The 20,091-nt window shown below is 34.1% G+C and carries 19 protein-coding genes and 1 tRNA gene; 1 reads left to right on the forward strand and 19 read right to left on the reverse strand.

Features of this window, described 5'->3' with window-relative positions; genetic code table 11:
- Positions 1-66 precede the first annotated feature (66 nt).
- Positions 67-140 (forward strand) — tRNA-Arg (locus tag KA878_RS05810).
- A 361-nt stretch (positions 141-501) separates the two neighbouring features.
- Here KA878_RS05810 and KA878_RS05815 read toward each other — a convergent pair.
- The 19 genes from KA878_RS05815 to KA878_RS05905 form a co-directional block, all read right to left on the reverse strand.
- Positions 502-1,035, reverse strand: coding sequence for a hypothetical protein (locus KA878_RS05815; RefSeq protein ID WP_137689523.1), 534 nt, complete (start codon positions 1,033-1,035; stop codon positions 502-504).
- A gap of 184 nt (positions 1,036-1,219) precedes the next feature.
- Positions 1,220-2,614: an N-acetylmuramoyl-L-alanine amidase gene (locus KA878_RS05820; RefSeq protein WP_210142076.1), complete on the reverse strand. Its 1,395-nt coding sequence runs from the start codon at positions 2,612-2,614 to the stop codon at positions 1,220-1,222.
- Entirely contained in the window at positions 2,615-2,875 is a 261-nt protein-coding gene (locus KA878_RS05825; RefSeq protein WP_069724899.1) for a phage holin, read from the reverse strand.
- Positions 2,876-2,925: 50 nt separating this feature from the next.
- Positions 2,926-3,324, reverse strand: a complete 399-nt coding sequence (locus tag KA878_RS05830) for a hypothetical protein (protein ID WP_210142078.1) — start codon at positions 3,322-3,324, stop codon at positions 2,926-2,928.
- On the reverse strand, positions 3,308-3,727 hold the full coding sequence (locus tag KA878_RS05835) for a hypothetical protein (protein ID WP_193839462.1): 420 nt from the start codon (positions 3,725-3,727) through the stop codon (positions 3,308-3,310). Before KA878_RS05835 ends, KA878_RS05830 begins: the two co-directional genes overlap by 17 nt.
- 11 nt (positions 3,728-3,738) lie before the next feature.
- On the reverse strand, positions 3,739-4,038 hold the full coding sequence (locus KA878_RS05840; RefSeq protein WP_210142079.1) for a hypothetical protein: 300 nt from the start codon (positions 4,036-4,038) through the stop codon (positions 3,739-3,741).
- Between the two features lie 43 nt (positions 4,039-4,081).
- The gene (locus KA878_RS05845) at positions 4,082-4,237 is read right to left on the reverse strand and encodes a hypothetical protein (protein ID WP_210142081.1); all 156 of its coding nucleotides are present in this window, start codon (positions 4,235-4,237) and stop codon (positions 4,082-4,084) included.
- The gene (locus tag KA878_RS05850) at positions 4,215-7,301 is read right to left on the reverse strand and encodes a G5 domain-containing protein (protein WP_210142082.1); all 3,087 of its coding nucleotides are present in this window, start codon (positions 7,299-7,301) and stop codon (positions 4,215-4,217) included. The genes KA878_RS05845 and KA878_RS05850 overlap by 23 nt, the downstream gene beginning before the upstream one ends.
- On the reverse strand, positions 7,294-9,330 hold the full coding sequence (locus KA878_RS05855; RefSeq protein ID WP_193839466.1) for a phage tail spike protein: 2,037 nt from the start codon (positions 9,328-9,330) through the stop codon (positions 7,294-7,296). Before KA878_RS05855 ends, KA878_RS05850 begins: the two co-directional genes overlap by 8 nt.
- Positions 9,331-9,342: 12 nt before the next feature.
- Positions 9,343-10,833 carry a phage distal tail protein gene (locus tag KA878_RS05860; protein WP_193839467.1) on the reverse strand — a complete coding sequence of 497 codons (1,491 nt, stop codon included), beginning with the start codon at positions 10,831-10,833 and terminating at the stop codon, positions 9,343-9,345.
- A complete protein-coding gene (locus tag KA878_RS05865; RefSeq protein WP_483883281.1) occupies positions 10,834-17,094 on the reverse strand; it encodes a phage tail tape measure protein in 6,261 nt (2,086 codons plus the stop codon).
- An 87-nt stretch (positions 17,095-17,181) separates the two neighbouring features.
- Complete coding sequence (gpGT, locus tag KA878_RS05870) at positions 17,182-17,349, reverse strand: phage tail assembly chaperone GT (protein WP_154392159.1); 168 nt, start codon at positions 17,347-17,349, stop codon at positions 17,182-17,184.
- Positions 17,350-17,384: 35 nt separating this feature from the next.
- A complete protein-coding gene (gene gpG / locus KA878_RS05875; protein WP_037557862.1) occupies positions 17,385-17,747 on the reverse strand; it encodes a phage tail assembly chaperone G in 363 nt (120 codons plus the stop codon).
- Positions 17,748-17,809: 62 nt separating this feature from the next.
- Entirely contained in the window at positions 17,810-17,977 is a 168-nt protein-coding gene (locus KA878_RS05880) for a hypothetical protein (protein ID WP_210142086.1), read from the reverse strand.
- A 16-nt stretch (positions 17,978-17,993) separates the two neighbouring features.
- A complete protein-coding gene (locus KA878_RS05885; RefSeq protein ID WP_210142088.1) occupies positions 17,994-18,611 on the reverse strand; it encodes a major tail protein in 618 nt (205 codons plus the stop codon).
- Positions 18,612-19,019 (reverse strand): hypothetical protein, encoded by a 408-nt coding sequence (locus KA878_RS05890; protein WP_210142089.1) that lies wholly within the window; start codon positions 19,017-19,019, stop codon positions 18,612-18,614. It abuts the gene before it with no gap.
- The gene (locus KA878_RS05895) at positions 19,016-19,438 is read right to left on the reverse strand and encodes an HK97 gp10 family phage protein (RefSeq protein ID WP_210142090.1); all 423 of its coding nucleotides are present in this window, start codon (positions 19,436-19,438) and stop codon (positions 19,016-19,018) included. Before KA878_RS05895 ends, KA878_RS05890 begins: the two co-directional genes overlap by 4 nt.
- A complete protein-coding gene (locus KA878_RS05900; protein WP_210142091.1) occupies positions 19,428-19,799 on the reverse strand; it encodes a head-tail adaptor protein in 372 nt (123 codons plus the stop codon). The genes KA878_RS05895 and KA878_RS05900 overlap by 11 nt, the downstream gene beginning before the upstream one ends.
- Entirely contained in the window at positions 19,789-20,085 is a 297-nt protein-coding gene (locus KA878_RS05905) for a hypothetical protein (protein ID WP_059748327.1), read from the reverse strand. The genes KA878_RS05900 and KA878_RS05905 overlap by 11 nt, the downstream gene beginning before the upstream one ends.
- Between the last annotated feature and the right edge of the window lie 6 nt (positions 20,086-20,091).

The raw sequence follows: 20,091 nt of genomic DNA on the forward strand, positions 1-20,091 counted from the left end.
TTTATATCAAAGCTATTGATAAATAAGGTTTCTTTAGCTATAATTATTCTTGTGTTAAAAAATCATGTCCTGGTAGCTCAGCTGGATAGAGCAATGGCCTTCTAAGCCATCGGTCGGGGGTTCGAATCCCTCCCAGGACGCTATTAACCGAAAATTAAACACTTTTCGAAATTAAGAATCCCATAACGACGGGGTTCTTTTTATTTTGCCTATTAATAACACACCATATAATACAAATTTTTAGGGACTTTTTAGGGACCCGAGTCCCTCGCATAAAACCACGCTCATAAGAACGTGGTTTAACCTCATAAATAAATCTTAAAAATCTCTACTATCACAAATTGGGCATGCATCTATTATAACATAAAATAGCCATACCCCGAATAGAGATATGGCTAGATCAATACGTATTGGAACATTTTCAAATGAATTGTTCCTTGAGATCATTACGTTTTTAACTGGGTGTAAACCCCTTGTGAGTTAATTATAGCATATTTAACTTTATTTTGTTTCGATTACTTCTTCTAATGTGAATATATCATATCTCATTTTAAGATATGATAATGCTTCCTCATATTTTTTGAAGAATATTCTATCTTCGACTTCCTCATTGTCCCAAATTGCACGTTCAACTTCATCTTTAAAGTAATCTTCTTCTATTTCAATTTCATCAGCATATTTAAATTCTATTTCGAATAATTCTTTGTCATTAACTTCTACTTTATTAATACTCTCAAAGCTAATAAAGTAACCGTTATTCTCATTATTAGTATTAATCATGCTGTAATTAGTATATAAACTTTCTACAAATTCTATTTCACTTTCAGGATCTACCTCAATTTGTTTTGCATTTGTATATAAGTCCCAATCATTTTTGAATTGCGCTAGTAATTCAGCGTTCTTTAGTGATATATTATCTAAATTACGTTTGCCACTTCTTAAATTACTAATAACACTTTCACCAATACCTGTTTTCTTTGCAATTCTATAACCTGTAACTTCGCTTTTTAATAATTCTTCGATTTGTTTTCTCATTGTAATAACCGCCTTTGTTTTAATTTATATACTTATAATAATTTAAGTATCATATATTGTCAATACTTTTACTTAAATTTCTTTAAGTATTTTATAACAGGCATAAAAAAACAGGGACAAGCACCGTTATGCTTATCCCTTTACGAACTAATAGTGAAATGTCATCTGAGTGTATTATATCATATTAATACCAACTAATCTTACCATACAACTCTTTAGTTTCTGATTTAATACGTTGCTTTTTATCGTGTATTCTACAAAGCGCTACATAAAAGTATTCACCTTTATTATCAAATTTAAAACGACACCACCAGTAACCGTCCTTTTTGATAATTTGGTCAAAGTCTGTATAATCTCCTGCTTTGAACCATTGTTTACTATTTAACACAGTGCCAGTTAGTCCTGGTTTTTTGCGTACCTTCATTAAAGTTGTAAAATGAATATGTCCTTTCCAATTCCAAGTAGTGTTTTTAGGTTTACTTTGTTTTGCGTCGATTTGTCTACCGTGAATAGCCTCTGCAATCCGTTTAGTAAAGCTATCTAAGTGATCATTGATGTAATTCATATCCTTTTTAGATGTGATGAAACCTAATTCAACTAATCGATAGTTAAGATTTAATTTACCAGCTACATTTGCATTTAATAAATCGTTACGTGCTGTTACTCCTCTGATTTTACCAACCGTTTTGTCTAACGCACTACTGATTGCTTTATCAATATTATCAGCCGGGTATTGATTGTTAATAATCACATGTCCACCACTTGCACTAGCCCCTGCTGCATCTAAATGGAATTCAACGATTACATCTGGTTTGACGTTATATTTAACCCAATATAAGCCATAGTCAGTATAGTTACCAACTTGTTGACCGTACTTTGTATCTTGATATAAATCTTGGTTCATTGTTGAACCACCGTATAAAACAACGTCGTGTCCTACTTTTTCAAGATACTTTTTAACTTTAGGTATGATATTTTTTCGGTTAAAATCACGCTCATTATAACCATTCGCTACTGCACCTGGGTCATTAGAATATGCCCCTTTACCGTGACCGGCAACAAGTAAAATCTTTTTACCTTTCTTTTTAGTAGCTTTAGCAACTGGTTTAGATTTGCTTTTAACCTTATTAACAGTCGTTTCTTTTGCGTAAAATGGACGAATAAACCACATTGGAAAATCATAACCATGAACACGTTTAGTCGTAACTTCCGGTGGGTTCCAGTACGCACCACCAAGCCAATTTTGCTCTAAGATTTGTATTGAGTTTAATGTAGCACTTAATACAATACCAACATGACCGTAACCTTGCCCGTAATTACGGTTAAAAATAACTAAATCGCCTGGTTTCGCTTGGAAGGTAAGCGTATTCTCATATACCGTAGCTTCACCTGTAAAATTATTCCATGTAGGTATATCTGCTGCACCTACACCTTTTAATGTATGATTGAACAGATACAACCACCATTGGTTAGCTAAATCAAAACACTGAAATCCATAGCTTCGGTCCGGGTTGTAAGCATTACCTTCCATTGATTTTAAATATTTAATAGCATCTTTATATGTCCTTTTACTTGCCATTTAATCATCTCCTAACGGCGAACCAGTACCACCAGTCACACCTGCTTTAGATTTATTGATTTCTTTTTGACCTTTATGCGCATGTTGAGTAAAGTTGTTGTTTTTCCACCAAGCTAAAAGTGATACTACGCCAGTAATCACTGTGCTTATCGTCATTTCATCGACTGGAATGGGTGATATTTTATTCATAGCTAAAATTTGATTTATCCACGCTAATGCTAAAGCGATTGTACGTGCAATTGAACCTACATCTGTTTTCATCTTCGCTTCACTCCTTATTCAAAATAAAAAGCCGACACATAAGTGCCGACTTAAAAGAACGCTGCAGCAAAGCCAATCGAAGCAATAATTACACCAAAAATTCCTGTAACCACTGCACCTACTACCGTCGCATTGTAGTTTTTCTTTTGTTTGATAGCTTCACTAACCATTTTTAATTGTTTACTGTGGTCCTTTACTTGATACTCCATATCAACAAATTTATCTCCAAAATTCCCCATTGTTTCCGATAACTTTTCGAGATGTTTCTCTGATTTTTGTTGGCTCACTAGAGATTGCTCTTGTAAAACACTTTGCCGTTCCACTTTGACAGATAAATCGTTTAAAGCGTCAGTATGCTTTCTATCTATCTTATCAATTTTTTTATCTACTTTAATGTTGTTATCGAGCCATTCTGTACGTGTTACAAAACGGCTATCGTTTTCTGACAACTGCAGCACCCCCGTAAAAACCTATTAAAATATTGATTGTGGTAAACGTTGCAAATTGCAAAGGTGTCAACCAATTAATCGCATTATATATAGATGCCGAAGTCATTAAAAAATAGAAGATACCGTTCCCGGTACCTCCTATTAAGCATAGATAATTAAATTTATTATTGATATGTTGCTTAGGTAAAAAGAAAGGTGCAATGATGATGAGTATACTAAAAATCATACCCATTACGCCCCACATCCAAATTGGCATAATCTGATGAAGCGCCATATAAAAATCGCTATCATCTAGCACATCATTTTGTTCTTTCGTCCAAAAAAAACCACGTTCGAACATAAGCAATCCGAAACCAAATAAAAAAATGACTAGAATTTTATAATTAATCGCATTTTCTTTCACATTCTCAACTCCTATTCTGCGTTAGTTTCAGTTGTTTCTTCCACGTACTCTAGTGAAGTTGTTAATTTTACTGGTTTAACTGTCACTTTTTCAGTAATAATACCAAATTCATAATTTAATTCATTTAAACTATTTAAACGTTCTGCAAGTGCTTTAACTTTATTTAAATCATCGAATTTAGTTGCGATATTCACGTTACTAGTTGGGTAGAATTGACCTCTGAAGTCATTATCTAAAACTGCTTCTTCTCCTTTTCCATTCACTTGTACTAAGATGTAACTTTCTGTGTTTTTTACGATTTCATTTGCCATGATAAATTCCTCCTAAAATTTGGTATAAAAAGAGTGCTAAAGGTTACTCTCCTTCAGCACTTACAGTATCTTTATTTTGTTGTTCTTCTTGTTCTCTGATTACTGCTCTTAATATTGCGTTTTCTTGTGAAAGTTTAGCGTTTTGAGTAACTAACTCCTCGATAACATAACTTGGATTAGCTTGTAATTGATTTTTCATTTAATTGTTCCTCCAATTTATCTACTTTTTTAATTAATTCTTGTATCGCTTTAGTGTTCCAAAACATTACCTCATTTCCATCAAAACCATCTCCATGTCGCCATTCGATAGGCAGCTCACGTTCAATAATAACACCATGATGATTGCGAATGTACTTACTATCTTTTTCTGATTTATATTTATATGAATACAATTTAAGATCATTTCTGTATGCGTCTAATACACTGTAATTCCATTCTTTAATATCGTATTTGAACTTTTCAGATGACATAGCGTACCATTTACCAAAACGTATGTCTTGGTAACCTGTATTTCCATCGTTGTAATGGTTGTTATTTGTTATTCTTAATTCGTTATAACCAACACCAAAATAAACATTGCCACCACTATGATTTGAAAAAGCAGAAGCCTTCATAGTGTTTATAGCGTTCACTCTTAAATCTTTGTATTTTGTATTATCATTTTGATAACCATTTCTATCTGTAACACGTAATTCACTGTCTACCAGAGCATAAACATTAGTCGTTTTTGCCCACCAATTACCCATAAAATTATTACAGTAGAAATTGCCAGTACCGATAACACCTGTTGAATCGGTTGCGTAAACAGTTGGATTTTTAGGACTTTTGTCAAAACGAATACCAGATCCGAAACTGTTAGGGTCAATACCCCCACCTTCATAATCAGTAAGATTTCCGTAAGTTAAAACGCCATCTGTTTCTGCCTCTGTATCTCTTTCTTTAGTCCAAAATCTAAATTCATTTTGTCCTACACGAGTGTTTTTCATAGGCCTTACATACACTGAGCCTATTTCACTTTCAAGATGTACTGTGGAAGCAGCGTCTAATACAACTCTGTGACGTTCAGAATGTAACGCTACTGTTCCTCCAGCACTATCAATAGTAATACCTCTAGCGTCTTGCCCTCTCGCATAACTTGTATCCCAAAATTGAATAGTACCTGAACTTAAATCTTTATCCCCGTCAACAAAAGTTGAAATACCAAAGTCTGAATAATATAGCGAACGCGCTCTTGAATTATTTCTAAAACGTAATAAACCATTTTGCGCTCTCATGTATACATTATCTTTTTGTGTATCGCCACGCCATGTACGTTGGAACGTTCCAGCCATTTCAAATTTATCTTGACTTAAATAAGTGTAGTTGACACTATCGCCACCACGTAATGCGACTTTATTCACATCAATATTTAAACCTTCGGGACTTAAATTAATACGGTTTATAATATCGTCTTTACTTACTTTGTCATCGACACGGTTAGCTACAACGTTGAAATCTTTATTAACCGTAATATCTACTTTATCTCCTCTAAGTTGAATACCGTTTCTATCCATTGTGTATGATTGGATATTACCATTCTCATCGTAACTTAAATTGATACCTTTGGTTGTCGCTGATATTTCTGAAATAACTTGAGATAGCGTTTTTCGACTAGCATTAAAATCTTGTTGACTAACTCTTTGTCGAATTTCTCTACCGTTTTGACTGATAGAGGTTTCCATTTGGCTTAAACGATAATCGTTTGAAGTTACTTTTTGATTTGCATAATATTTTGCATCTGCTATTCCATAGTTTAATTCGCTTAGCGATACTTTATCTGATATTTTATTTGATAATTGAATACGTTCACTATCTGCGTTATTTAAACGTTGAACGATATTATCTTTATCCAAAGTGTAATCTCTTTTAGAAACTTTACTATCAATTTGAGTACTTAATACGTTTAAATAAGCATTATTTTGATTTACTTCTGTTTTAATAGGTTGTAATTGTGAATTTAATGTTTGGATAACTTCATCTTTCGTAGCAGTCGCGACTAATGCGTCTTTTACTATATTTAAATCAGCATTTGTTTTAATGGAAGTAATATTTAAATTCGTCAATGCTTGGTGGTTATCATAATTATTAATTTCTATCGAACCAACATTTGTTCCTTTAGCTAATTGGAAAGCTTTTACTAATACTCTCTTAAAATATGAAGATGTAATTAAACTAATACCTTCCGTCTTACCTTCGTTAGGTGTGAAAGTTATTGATTTTATAATCCACTGTTTACTAGGGATAATAACAGGATTGATAGAATGTATTGTTTTGCCATCATCTATTTGTGTGATAGTGACATCTGTATAGCTATCATTATAAATATCAAATGAAAAAGTATAAGATTCATTAGAATACTGTATATAATCAAGTGTCCCAAAAAACATTTTATTGTCACTATAATATTCAATAGCTTTCACCTTATCTTGAACACTAGGATAATCAATTTTATTATCCGGCAACTCATTAGGGGGTGTTGTAGATGTTTTAGTACCTACTACTTTTATTTCATCTCTACCACTTGTTTGAATAGTTTCTTGACGGTTTCTTGTTTCTCCAGTACTCGCACCATTAACATACTTTTCTTCCCAAGTAACAAGCACTTCTTTGTTGATACCACTTTGTCGAACGTATGATTGTTCAGGTGTTATAGAATTATCATATTCAGTACGACTTACAAATGGTGTTGAGTTCGTAGTGCTTTTTTGCCGCCATTCAGTTGTATCGCTTTTAGTACCTACTACCTTTATCTCATCTTGGCCATAATCTTGTATCGTTTCTGTACGATTTCGTGTTTCGCCAGTACTAATTCCGTTTACATATTTTTCTTCCCATTGTATTAATATAACCTTATCTCTTCCATGTTGTCTTATATGCGATTCAGAAGGATCTAGTGAACTATCATATTCATTTTCACTTTTGTAAGGCGTTGAAGTAGTTGAACTTTTACTTCGCCATTCTACTTGTTCAAAACTACTCGCTTCCATGTACACGCTCACATTGTAGTAATAGCCAGTTGGTGCAAATGCAGTATTATCTAGTACAAGAAACTTTCCATTTGCTTGAAATGGTGGAGAAAATGAAAAGTTACGACCTTGAACGTTTACAAGTTCTATTTGAGTGGCTTGATTAATTCCGCTTAATTCACTTTCACTTGCAGCTGAAATATATATTTTAGTTGCGTCTACATTAACATAGACGGTATTTATTAATTTCCTAGCCATTGACATCCACCTCTACAATTGCTGACGCTTTATAATAACTTGCATCTTTAAAGTTTAAATTATTACTGTATCTATACAGATTTTTAGTTGTATCAATTTGATTTACTTTGTTTTCAATGCTACTTACATTTGCATTGATTTGGTCTTTAGCTACGTTCACTTTACTATCTATTGTGTTTGTCAATTTATCTTCTAACGATTGAATATTACCGTCTGTATAGCTTTTTAGAGCAGTCCTTATATTTTCTAATTCTTCTTTATTAGGTATGTCTGCATATAATTGTTGGTTTTCACTATCCCAACGACCATTAGGCAATGATTGAGCTATTTTATCCATAGCATCATTAAATTTCTCATCAGTATATTGTGATTGAAGTAACTTCAACCGTTTATCAATAGAAATTTTAGCGTCAGTAACGTATTTATATAATGTTTGTAACTTTTGACGATACACTGTAAATAAAGTTTGTGTATCGACTAATTTTCCTATTGTAGCTGTATCTTCGTCCATACTATCCAAATTAGTTTTAATCTCTTGATATACACCGTCTACATCCAACAATGCTTGGTTTAAATTACCTTTTAAATCATCATCGACAAGATATTCACTATTTAAAACATCATACACATCATTTTGTAACTTACTGTGTTGGATAGTTAAATTGATGAAACTATTATTTAAATCTCGATACATTACTTGCTCACGTCTTAAACCGCCTATTTTTTCTACATCATCGGCTGTTTGAGTTATCCATTTTCCGTTCCAATATCTTCGTAATACTGCAACATCCGGGTTTGATGTATCGTACCAAAGCATGTCATTTACTGGGTTCTCTGGTGACGTATTGCTTTTAATTATCTTACGTTCATAGTATTCAAGTTCCCCGGCAATCGTATCGTTAACAATAGTGTTTATATTTGTGATACTATCATTTAACTTTTTATTAATTGCATCAAAACGTTTATTAAAAGCATCTCTTAACTTACTTTCTTCGTATTCAACTACATTGCCAAATTTATAAGTACTTTCATCATTCAATAGATCATAATCAATTGCAATGACTTCTGCATCTAAATACAAAGGCGGTCTGAAATCTCTATCTTTAACTCTTACAGTATCATGCAAACTAATTGTGATATCTTTATAAAATTTATGAATATCAGTTGAACCTATCTCATAACTAATAGCCGATTTATTACGTTTGTTAAGTTCTGTTTTAGCTAGTGTGGTTAAGCGTTCAAGTGTCATATTTTCGTCATCACTTTCTGGCTCATACACACTCCATAAATAACGACCGGGTAACCCAAATTGCATTTGTGCATCATCATCTGTCACTATTTTTTCTAAACGCTCACCTTTTTCTTTTTCAGGACCAACTGCATACAATGCCGTACGTACTTCCGACATATCAACTGTACGTGTCATCCCTGTTAAATCTTTACCTTTAGTAATTTCTTTACCTTTAAATAGACTAACTGGTTTTTTAAGAGATACATAACGGTGTTCAACCGTGTGGGAACTCAATTCGATATAGTAATCTGCAACCATACTATACGTTGTACATAGTTGGTTGATTAACTCATAAGGCGTAACGTAAGAGGTCCAACTTGTTGTACGCATACCACCATGTTCAGTGTCATCTGATAACTCCCAACCCGTATTACGTAATGTTTCGTTTAATGCTTGCGTTGTACTATAAGCGCTATATTTTCCAGGTTTAATCGGCTTAGATGAACCGATATCTTCTAAATACGATGCGTTACTTTCTATTTCAGTTGTACCGTCAAAGTTATCAACCACATGTGTAACGATAAACTCCCTATATAAACCATTACTATCTTGTGCAATGATACGATTACGTTCTCTTAAATTATCAGCACGTTCATTTAAAACGGTAAAATCAAAGGTTTCTGATTTCTCATCTGCGTTTATACTCATAACCGCATTGAGTAAGGCCCCGTCATCACGGCTTATATAATCTATAATTTTATCGTTAAAATCTAATATATGAATACCTGTTTGTTTCACTTTCACACCTCCTTAGTAGAATCTGTCCTGCCAATAAACAGTAGTGTCAAAAGTTTTTTCTGGATAAATAATACATTCGTTGTAACCACTATCGATATTAAAAAAATCACTGCCAAATGTTTTTAAATCAAGGGCTGGGTCTTCATTGATCGTCACTGTTTTATCCTGCATATTAATGTTGATTAAATCACCTTTTTTAATAATCATGTCTCTAGCTTTAGGTGGTTTAGGCAATTTCTCATGGGTATAACTACCTAACACATACGTAGGCATGTGATAATTATTACCATTCTTAGCAACATAAACACTGACCGCTGCGATAGGTCGTTGATAAAACTTCCCGCTATCTTCCCATTGTTTTTCATGCACATCCACAGGAACAACACGTTTAGGGTATTCAACTTCTTTGTATTTCCAAGTTTTTACTTTGAATGTTGTACCAACACGTTCAAGTCGCATATAAATAACGATATCGTCCCATTTATAAAACTTAGGTAGATTTGTATATTCGTAAATTTTCTTTTGAACCCCTAGTTGGTCAAATAGAGTGACGACAATACTGCCTATTGCTTGACTTGCTCTAGCATTACGGTAACCAATACTTGCAATTAGGCGATTATCTGTATCGTATAAATATTGGGCAAAATGCGTAGAACCTTTTTTCTTCTGATTAACATGAATTTTGCAGGTTGATGCAAAGTCTTGCGCAGATTTACCAAAACTATGCTTGTATTCTGCACCGTTCCAACCGGATGTGGCGGTAATGCTACTACTATTCAATACAAAACTTTCTTTCGAGCCACTCAGTTGCATTGAACCGCCTGTCGCACCACCTGTGTAGTTATCATTAATTGCGCCATTACCCTGCTTAGTCCACCCTGTAAAGTTACGCATTTCGTTATTCCACAAGATAGGTGTGTAATCCTCAACTTTTTTGTCTAGATCATCATCGCCAATCATAAAATAATCTTCATCATTTTTAGTAATCATATAATAACTTGCGTTTTGTAATGCAGTAGCTTGTACAATAACCGGACTATCTGCTGTTCCTGTACTTACTACTGATACTTGGTCAGAAATAGCTGTGTTTTTAGTACCTTCGACTGCGTATTTATATGGATCAGCTAAAACTACATTAATACTGAATTGCCAAAACGTTTTACTGTATTTATCTAACTCAATCGGTCCTTCAAAGTAAGCATTCCAGTACCAATCTTGTGATTTAAACTGTAAAGGTACAGCATGGTCATAATCAAACAGCTTAACTAACTCATTTAATACTTCATCATGTGTTTTTATACCACCAGATGAAAGATAATCATTTCTGATGATTAGTGGAAGTTCGAATTTATATTCTTTAAGTTGTCTTTGCTTAACTACACTTCCACTTCTACCTAATACTTCTTCAGTTTCAATACCAAAATTAAAAGAGGGTATTTTAAACCCTCTTTCAACTACTAACCACGGAAGTGTCTTGTTATTTACTTTTATAGTATCAATCAATTATGTTACCTCCCCCGGTCTAAATCTCGATTTTCTTTGTTTTTGCCTATTGTATTTATCAATAGAATTAAAAACTTGTTGTTCATGTGTATATTTATCAATCGTTGGTTCAAAGTTTTTATCTGCAATTGTTTGATTACTTGTTACAATTTGAGTTAATAAAGCGATTTGTTGTTGTTGTGCTTGTAGCATTTGCAACAACACATCATTGTCATTACTTCCACTTGGATTAGGCAATGAATTAGGTCGTTTATTACCTCTTGCACTACTTTTTTTATCAATATCATGTGCTGCAAGTGCTAACAACTTCATAGCATCACTGCGTCTAGCAGGGTCTGTAGGAATAATCCATTCAGGATATCCACCTTCTGCAAGGTTGTACCAACCTGCGTTTTTGATTAATCCACCTGTGGCATAACCATGACCGTGGCCGATAACTTGTAACATTCCAGTTCTTCCGTAACGTTTTTTAGCGTAATTGATAGCTGCCATTGCGTTATCTAAACCATTCATGATATTGCCGTGACCCGGTAGTTTATTTGCAGCGAACGTTGTAGGTATAACTTGGAGCAAACCTCTTGCTGCGTTTGGTCCACTGTTTCTATCTTGAACCTGTTGTCTTGCACCAGCGTTACCGCCACTTTCACTTTGTACTTGTCTTATCCATGCATTGACATAGTTACTGCTTGTTGGTAAACCGTTAGCTTTTAACGCTTTGATAATTTCCGGACGCCACTTACTTGCTGCACGTGAGCCACCAGATTTACCTCCACCTTTTGATTGTTTTTTCAAGAAAGGCATAGGATCAATTGGTTTACCGTTTTTTCGCATTTCATAGTGTAAGTGCGGTCCAGAACTCATACCAGTATTACCAGATACACCTAAATAACTACCTGGGTGTACCTTTTTAGAACCGTGGAATGCCAGTTTGCTCATATGACCATAAATGATGTCATAGATACCAGATTTTATCCACATTGAGTTACCAAAACCACCGTTATATCCTGTTTTTGCGGTAGCTGTACCATTGTGAGTTGAGTATAATTTGTCATACACATAGTTTAAGTCTACACCCTTATGTGGATAAGGGAATGGATACCCAGGTGCTCTACCATGCGGGCTAAATGGGAAGTTGACGCCTTTGCCAATATCAACCCAACCGCCTTCGCCGCCACCGGCTTCATCGAACCATTCAGTGAATTTATCTTTTATGCCGGTCTTTATTTTTTTAAACATCGCTCTCATCATGTTGAACGGTAATTCTGCACTTTTAGTTATGCCAAAACCGTCAAGACTGACACCAAACCCTTCAAGTATCTTATCTACTAATTTACCAGGTTTGTCGAACCAATCCATAACGTCACCAATCGCGCTTTTCAACCAGTCTTTGCCTTTGCCTGCAGTTTCTAAGGTCTTACTAACTACTGCTTTACCACTATTTACTACTTTGCCGGCTAGAGCTTTAGTACCGTTTAGTACATCACCCACTAGATTGTCATCATGCTTATGTTTCTTAGGTTTTTTACCCCCGCCTAAAAGATTAGACAAGGTACCACTAGCAAACTTAGGTATTGTACCCATACTAAACTGTGGTCGTGTTAACATTGCATGAGTTTGGGCACCGTTTAAGATACGTGTACCTTTTGATAAAGGCATAGTAGTATCTTTCGCAGGTGTAATGAAAGGTTTACCTTTAGGTGGGATTACTGTTTCATGTCTAAATCCACCAGGACCGTTACCTTTACCTTTATCACCAACAGTTGCCAATGTATCGCGGTTTAATTTACCGTTTGTTACATAATTTTGTGTGTGGGTAGTTTCAGTACCTGTATGCAATTTAATCTTAGGTAGTTTATCCATGCCTAATTTACCAGCTACCCAGTTTACACCGTCAATCAGTTTATTCAAACCGCTTTTAACCGAATTGACCATGCCACCAATATGCCCTTTAATTTTACCAATGATAGATTTGAGGCCATCACGCATATTAGTGAAGGTTGATCTAACTTTAGACCATAAAGCTTTTGACATATCAACAACAGAATTTTTCATACCACGCCAACTAGCTTTGGTACTACTAGCTATTTTAGACATTGTGTTATGTGTACCGGATTTCATACGATTCCAAGTTCCACGTACACCGTTCCATAATGATTTAGCTAAATCAGTGACTTTATTTTTAATAGAACGCCACGTATTAACGAGCCAATTTTTTAATTTGTTAAAGATATTCTTAGTACTTGACCACAAATTATTAAATGTATTTTTAACGCTAGAATATAAAGATTTAGCTAATTTTACAACGCTATTTTTCAGTGAACGCCAAGTATTTACTAACCAGTTTTTCAACTTACTAAAGATACTTTTAGTTGAGGACCACAGACTAGTGAATGCTTTTTTTACTCCTGAACTTAAAGCTTTTGCTAAAGAAATCACTTTATTTTTTATAGAAGTCCAAACTTTATATATAAATTGTCTTAAACCACTAAAAATTGTATGTGTAATATTCTTAACTGCAGTAAACCATTTTTTTACTCCATTAAATATAGCTTTTACCGAATTTACTATAACGTTTTTTATTCCACGGAAAACAACGCCTATAAATCTACGGACTGCACCAAAAATTGTTTTAGTTATCCCTAAAATTCTTCTAAACACTGTGCTAATAATATTCCATATAAATCTTAAGACAGTGCTAATGATTGTTTTCACACCATTAAATGATTTACTAATAACTGACTTAAATAAGCCGCCAAATATTTTTACAACTTTCAATATTTTTCCGATAAACCACAATTGTATTAAGTTCCAAATTAAAACTAATGCACCTTTAAATACTTGTTTGACGCCTTCCCAAACTAATCTCCATTGACCTGTGAAAATGCCAGAGAAAATTTTAACGATACCCAGTATCACATCTAATGCAGCTCTAATGATGTTTTTAATATTATTCCAAGTGTCTACTACTAGAATCTTAATTAAAGGCCATACAAATTTCATTATGCCTAAAATAATGTTCATAGCGCCCTTAATTACTGGAACAATAACATTCATAAATATTAATTGAACTAAGTTACCTAAATCTCTCAAATTTGGCCCAATAAGATCTTTGAGATATACAAAAAAGTCAACGAAGAAATTTCCAATATTTTTTAAAGCTTGTATAATTGTATCGCCATTTTCATTCCAGAAATCTGTTAACTTTTTGCCAATTTCTTTAATAAAATTAAATATAGAGTTAAAAGTATCTACAAATAATTGACGAATTTGTAACAATCTCATTGTCAATTTAGTCGCTGTTTCTTTCGGCATTATCTTTGAGAGCAAATCAAGTGTCGGCAAGAAATTTCCAGACAATAATTTTTTTAATGCTTCAAATATGGTTTTAACTACTCCCCACATTTTTTTGAAGCTATTAATGACTGGCTCTATTACAGAATTAACAATATTTCTAAATGTTTCAGATTTCTTATAAGCAACCACAAATGCCACACCTATCGCTGCAATAGCTGCAACTGCAATTCCTATTGGTCCAGTTAATGCAGTCATCAGTCCACCTATTAATGGTATTCTAGTAATCAGCCCACCTATCTTAGGTAGGATTCCCTTAATATTAGCACCAAATTTAGTAAAGAATGCTTGTCCACCTTCAGTAGCCGTTAATAAGGTTACCGCTTCTGAAATGCCAACAATACTGTGAGCAAGTATCCCGGTTAGTACCAGTAAAGGCCCTATAGCAGCACCTAAACCGACAAATATTGTGGTTAAAACAATCAATGGTGTTGGCATGTTGTTGAACTTCTCTACTAAAAAGGTTACCGCTTTAGCTAACCCTCTTAATACTGGTGCAAATGCAGTACCGATTGTGATACCAAGTGATTCAAAAGCACCACCTAATTGTTCAAGCGACCCTTTTAAATTATCTTTCATTTTATCTGCCGCTTCTTTTGAGGCACCATTTGAGTTTTTCAACGAATCACTGTACTTTTTAAGTTTAGCTGGACCTGCGTCAATCAATGCTAAGAAACCACTTGCAGCTTCTGTACCAACAATTTGTGCTACATATGCAAGTTTTTGGTCTTTAGTCATACCTTGTAAAGCACCTTTAAATTGACCTATCAAATTAGGCATACCTACAAATTCACCTTTAGAATTTGATAAAGAAATACCCAATTTATCAATGGCTTTTTGAGATTGAGCGGATGGTTTTGCTAGTCTGATGAAAGATGCACGTAATGCAGTACCAGCTTGTGAGCCTTCAAGTCCACTATTACTCATAACTTCAATTGCTGCAGAAGTATCTTCTAATGTAACACCTAATGAATGTGCAGGTGTACCCGCATATTTAAGTGCATCGCCCATATATTGAACGTCTGCTGCACTATCATTAGCTGCAGTTGCTAGTAAATCTGCAACATGACCTGAATCAGAAGCTTTTAAGTTAAATGAGTTTAAAGATGAAGCCATAATTGTGGCAGTTGTTGCTAAATCTGAACCACTTGCTTCTGCCGCACTAATAACACCTGGCATAGCTTTCATAATCTGATTAGTATTCATACCTAATGCTGCTAATTCTTCCATGCCCTTTGCTACTTCTGAAGCAGAGAGTGAAGTTTTAGCACCTAAATCAACTGCTTGGTCACTCATAGCTTTTAATTGCGATTTAGAAGAGCCTGCAATAGCGCCTACTCGTGACATTTGCCCTTCAAAGTCTGCACCCGTTTTAATTGCCGCACCAAAACCGGCTACAACTGGTAACGTAAAGTACATAGACATGTTTGAACCAACATTACGCATTGATGATCCTACGTTATTAATCGAATCTTTGTACTTGTTTACTGTTTGAATACCTTTACCAAATCCTGAACCACTCAAATATTGAGCCTGTTTTTGCTCTTGTGCCAACCGTTTATAGCTTTGAGTTGTTTCATCAATTTCGGTTTCAAGTTCATTCATCTTGATTTTTTGTTGTGTAATAGCACTAGCCAATTCTCGTGCTTCTTGACTGTTTTCACCTTGAGCATTTGCAACATGCTTATACTGAGCACTCAATTCACGTAACACTGTACGTTGCTTAGTTAAATTACCACTTAAAGTGTCTAAATGAACTTTATAAGCTTTAACACTTTCGCCTGCACGCGATAAATTACTACGAGATAAAGCTAAGGTATCATTAAATTGCGTCATCTTTGCTCTTATTTGAGACATAGATGAGATGCCTTGCTTTTGTTCCATTTCAAGTCGATTATGCGCTTGTGTAGTTTGTGTAAGTTGACCGTTTAACTCTTTTAACTTCACACGTTCTTCAGTTAATTTAGCATTTAGTTGTTGTGCTTCTTGACTTGTAGCACCGTATTGCTTTTTAGCATAGTCATATTGTCTAGATAGATTTTGAACAATGAGTTGTTGTTGCTTCATGCCATTATTTAATTCGGCTATGCGTGCTTTATAAGCCTGTGCAGTTTGTCCACTAAGCTTAAATTTATTAGCACTGATAGTTAATGATTGAGATAATTGCGTCATCTTTGCTCTTATTTCACTCATTGATGAAGTTAGCGTTTTTTGTTCAAAAGAAAATCGCTTAGCTTCTGCAGTTGTCTTTTTGTATTGGTTATCTAATTGATTTAAAGAATTTTTCTCTTGCAAGATTTTTTCTTTCAATTCAAGTGCTTCTTTACTCATAACACCTTGTTCACGTACTACTTTTTGATATCGACTTTCTAAGACTCTAATCGTGTTTTGATGTTTTTGAATAACTGTGTTTAACTGAGTTAAATAGTTTTTATAACTTGTAGTTGACTTCTCTGCACTTTGAAATGCCATGTTTGCGATATTCAATTGACGTTTCATTGTACCTAACACTGTGTTTATTTTTTCCATTGAGAACAAAGTTTGTTTAGAAGTTGTACCAAATTGTTTCATTTCGGATTGCGTAGAGTTTAATTGACGTTGATACATTTGCAACGCTCTATGCTGCTTACTGTATTCTTGACGTAACTTCTCTGCTTCCACACTTGTACGTTGCTCTTCTAGAGTCATTTTTTTCAATTGACTTGAGATATCTTTCATTGAATTTTCAGTCACGTCAATCGCTTTATTTAACTCTTTTGTTCTTGTTTGGAAAGACTGCATAGACTTTTCAGAGTTTTTAAAGTTAGCATTAGAACGACGCATTTCAGTATCTAATGTTTTAAACTGACTACGTATCTGTTTCATAGTCCTATCAATACCAACATCACGCATATTCATTAATATGGACATGCCTTTAAATCTTGATTCCGCCACTCATTGTCACTCCTTTCTTATTTTAGGTATAAAAAAAATAAGCCTTAGTGTTGATAACTAAGGCTATAAGGCAGTAAATAACGCATCTGCTCTATCATCAGTATCAACAGTATTTAGATGACGTTCATCTAAAATTTGAAGTATATAATAAAATGGCATTTTGAGTACTTGGTCGGCAGGTGTGCCATTCTCAATCATCTGTTTAACAACTTTGTCCAAGTTCTTTTTCATGCCACGATACGTTAAATCTTCGTCTTTTATTTTATTTAACTGATGCTCTGAATAAACTTTTTTGTCTCTTCGTCTTGTTGCCCATTTGCAATGAATTCAACTTGCTTTTGTAAAGTTGGAATTGCATCAGGTGCATGCAAACGTGTTCTAATATCTTTAGCTGCAAATTGTCCACCATAAATTTTTACAACTACATCAATTAATTTATCTAATTGATCTTTGAATGATAATTCGATTTCTCCATTTTCAGCTTGTTCTAATTCTGACATTACGTCAGTTGCTTCATATAATACATCTAATGGAATGAAATGAGGTGTTAAATAAGTTTCTAATTTAATTTCTTCTGCTTCAGGATTTTCTACTAATCTAATATAATTACGTTTTAATTTGTTTGACATGTCTAAAAAACTCCTTTTTATTTCGAAATAAAAGGACGGCTCTTACACCGTCCTAAGCTTTACTATTCTTCTTCAATGCGTTCAAAAAACGGTAATTCATACCCTTTGTTTTTCAAACGCTTTTCAAAGTCGTTGATATCTTTAACTTTCTCTTCCACAACTTCGTTTTTACGATACTCTTTATCGGTTTTTAAATTAATCGCATCTTTTAAGACTCTAAATTTAGCCATAAGTCAAAACTCCTTTTTAAGCTGATGCAGTACCAGCACTTGTTTCAACTTTTTCGTCGTAAGCACCTTTTAATAATTTTTCAAAGAATGAATCTACTTTGGCGCCTTCACGTGCGCTATCGAATAAAATTTTACGTACGTCATCATTGATACGGTGCATTGCAGTACCTTCTGATTCTTCAGAACTGAATTCCCAATCATCTTCTGCAGTTTTACCTTCTAAGTTTGGATCTGCGAATAACACTTTAGTTAAGCCAACCATTTGGAAAGTGCCATCACGACGTTCACGTTTAAACCAAACTGCCACATATTTATTTTGTTTACCTTTTAATTCTTGGAAAACTCCGTTTTCATCATAAACTTCATTGAAGATTAACTCACGAATTTCTTGTGGGAATGCGTGCATTGTCATTGAAATTTTACCTTCACCATCAGTTGTACCAGATTCAATAATAGTACCATCTGCATAAGCGTTTACTGTTTCCCCACCTGTTTCAACTGAAATCTCTTGTAACCCACGAGTTTGAGTTACGTTTGTGTATTTAACATTATCTTGCTCATCTGTATCTAATAGAGCGAAACCTAAGTCTTTAATATTAATAAAAGCTTTTGGTGTTTTTGCATATTTAACCATTTAATTTTCCTCCTCATAAAAAATCGCTTCATACCGTCTTGTAGAACGATATAAAGCGAACTGTTTATCATATTCATTACCTAAATTACTTGTTTGCCCTGCTTTCAATTCTTTCCAGAGCAAGTCACTGATACGTTGGGATATTTCATTTCTACGAAGCCTTGCATTGTAGCTATCATTTGCCTTAACAAAAACATCAATTTGAACAATGTAGTTATAAGCTACTCGGTTACCGTCATAGTGCAATTCCGGGATAGGATCATCAAAATCATCAATCACTACATAAGGTTGCGTTATATCCTTAACATCAGGATAATCATTGAATTTGATGTTATTAACATTGAGTAACTTCATTAGTTTTTCGTCATTTTTTAAGACGCTATAAATTGTATTTAAAATATCAATCATAATAACTTTTCAACTTCTTCCTGTACTTTTTTATAAAACGCAACTTCTGCAGAACGTAGTGCTTTTTCAATCGCCCCAAAGCCTTTAGGTCTAACAAACTTACCGTTTCTAGCATAAAAACCTTTTTCGTTTAAATGCACGACTGAATATCTATGATGTGGACCTTCCCAATAAATACGGACTGAGCGCACGCCTTTATCCCAATAAGGTTTTGAGATTTTAGCTTCTGCATATTCGGCACCTGTGTCTCTGAAATATCGGATATTCGCTTTAATCGCATCTAAAACTATTTGACCCGCTTCTAAAAGCGCATCATCAATAATCTGTGTAATACGTTTACGATTAAAACGTCTATCAAGTTCTTTTTGCAATTCATCTAACCCTTCTGCACGAATGCCTGAAAAGTTTTTACTCGCCATTAGTTACCACCCCTGCAGTTAGCATTAAAAATTGTTCGTTCTCTACATCAGGTTGTACTAACTTAATATTCAAATCTTGATGAATATATGGCGACTCTATTGCAACGTAATGCTTTTCATTCGGAACGTACTGACCATGTGTTTCTCTTATAAAGATTTTAACGTCATGCTCAGTTCCGTTTGATATAGCTTGTTGAAGTTCAGTCATCTTCCATTGGGGCACATAAGCCCAACAACTGTAGAGTTTAACTTTACGTTTGACACCGGCTTCAGGGCCTTCATTCTCTTGATATGAATAAAAATGAACACGAGTATTTAATTTTTTAGTAGTAATAAAAGGCTTTTTAAAATTACTCTTCATTGCTATCACGCTCAATTCTATTTATAAAACCAAAATTAAGAAGATCATCTTGATAATTGTCGTTAAAAAACTCAAGTAGGTCTTCATAATCATAACGAGCTCGTGCAAAAACTAAGCTTTTACCATTTAAATTACTACTTAAATCAAACTCCCCAAAACGTGATATCAAATTGTTATAGGACATAGCTAATACACGTTTTAAGTGTTCATCTTCTGTATCATGAGATATCTTTGTATATTCTTTAAATTCGTCTAGAATCTCATTTGATATAGTGATGTTTTCCATTTACAT

It is taken from the genome of Staphylococcus sp. GDY8P57P (genome assembly GCF_017892585.1).
Taxonomy (GTDB): domain Bacteria; phylum Bacillota; class Bacilli; order Staphylococcales; family Staphylococcaceae; genus Staphylococcus; species Staphylococcus borealis.

Bases quoted from the DNA above. Each gene is read 5' to 3' on its own strand.
- KA878_RS05840 (WP_210142079.1), bottom strand. From the start codon at position 4,038: ATGGCAAATGAAATCGTAAAAAACACAGAAAGTTACATCTTAGTACAA.
- KA878_RS05845 (WP_210142081.1), bottom strand. From the start codon at position 4,237: ATGAAAAATCAATTACAAGCTAATCCAAGTTATGTTATCGAGGAGTTA.
- KA878_RS05820 (WP_210142076.1), bottom strand. From the start codon at position 2,614: ATGGCAAGTAAAAGGACATATAAAGATGCTATTAAATATTTAAAATCA.
- KA878_RS05865 (WP_483883281.1), bottom strand. From the start codon at position 17,094: ATGTCCATATTAATGAATATGCGTGATGTTGGTATTGATAGGACTATG.
- KA878_RS05905 (WP_059748327.1), bottom strand. From the start codon at position 20,085: ATGGAAAACATCACTATATCAAATGAGATTCTAGACGAATTTAAAGAA.
- gpGT (WP_154392159.1), bottom strand. From the start codon at position 17,349: ATGAAAAAGAACTTGGACAAAGTTGTTAAACAGATGATTGAGAATGGC.
- gpG (WP_037557862.1), bottom strand. From the start codon at position 17,747: ATGTCAAACAAATTAAAACGTAATTATATTAGATTAGTAGAAAATCCT.
- KA878_RS05890 (WP_210142089.1), bottom strand. From the start codon at position 19,019: ATGATTGATATTTTAAATACAATTTATAGCGTCTTAAAAAATGACGAA.
- KA878_RS05850 (WP_210142082.1), bottom strand. From the start codon at position 7,301: ATGGCTAGGAAATTAATAAATACCGTCTATGTTAATGTAGACGCAACT.
- KA878_RS05815 (WP_137689523.1), bottom strand. From the start codon at position 1,035: ATGAGAAAACAAATCGAAGAATTATTAAAAAGCGAAGTTACAGGTTAT.
- KA878_RS05885 (WP_210142088.1), bottom strand. From the start codon at position 18,611: ATGGTTAAATATGCAAAAACACCAAAAGCTTTTATTAATATTAAAGAC.
- KA878_RS05880 (WP_210142086.1), bottom strand. From the start codon at position 17,977: ATGGCTAAATTTAGAGTCTTAAAAGATGCGATTAATTTAAAAACCGAT.
- KA878_RS05900 (WP_210142091.1), bottom strand. From the start codon at position 19,799: ATGAAGAGTAATTTTAAAAAGCCTTTTATTACTACTAAAAAATTAAAT.
- KA878_RS05825 (WP_069724899.1), bottom strand. From the start codon at position 2,875: ATGAAAACAGATGTAGGTTCAATTGCACGTACAATCGCTTTAGCATTA.
- KA878_RS05895 (WP_210142090.1), bottom strand. From the start codon at position 19,438: ATGGCGAGTAAAAACTTTTCAGGCATTCGTGCAGAAGGGTTAGATGAA.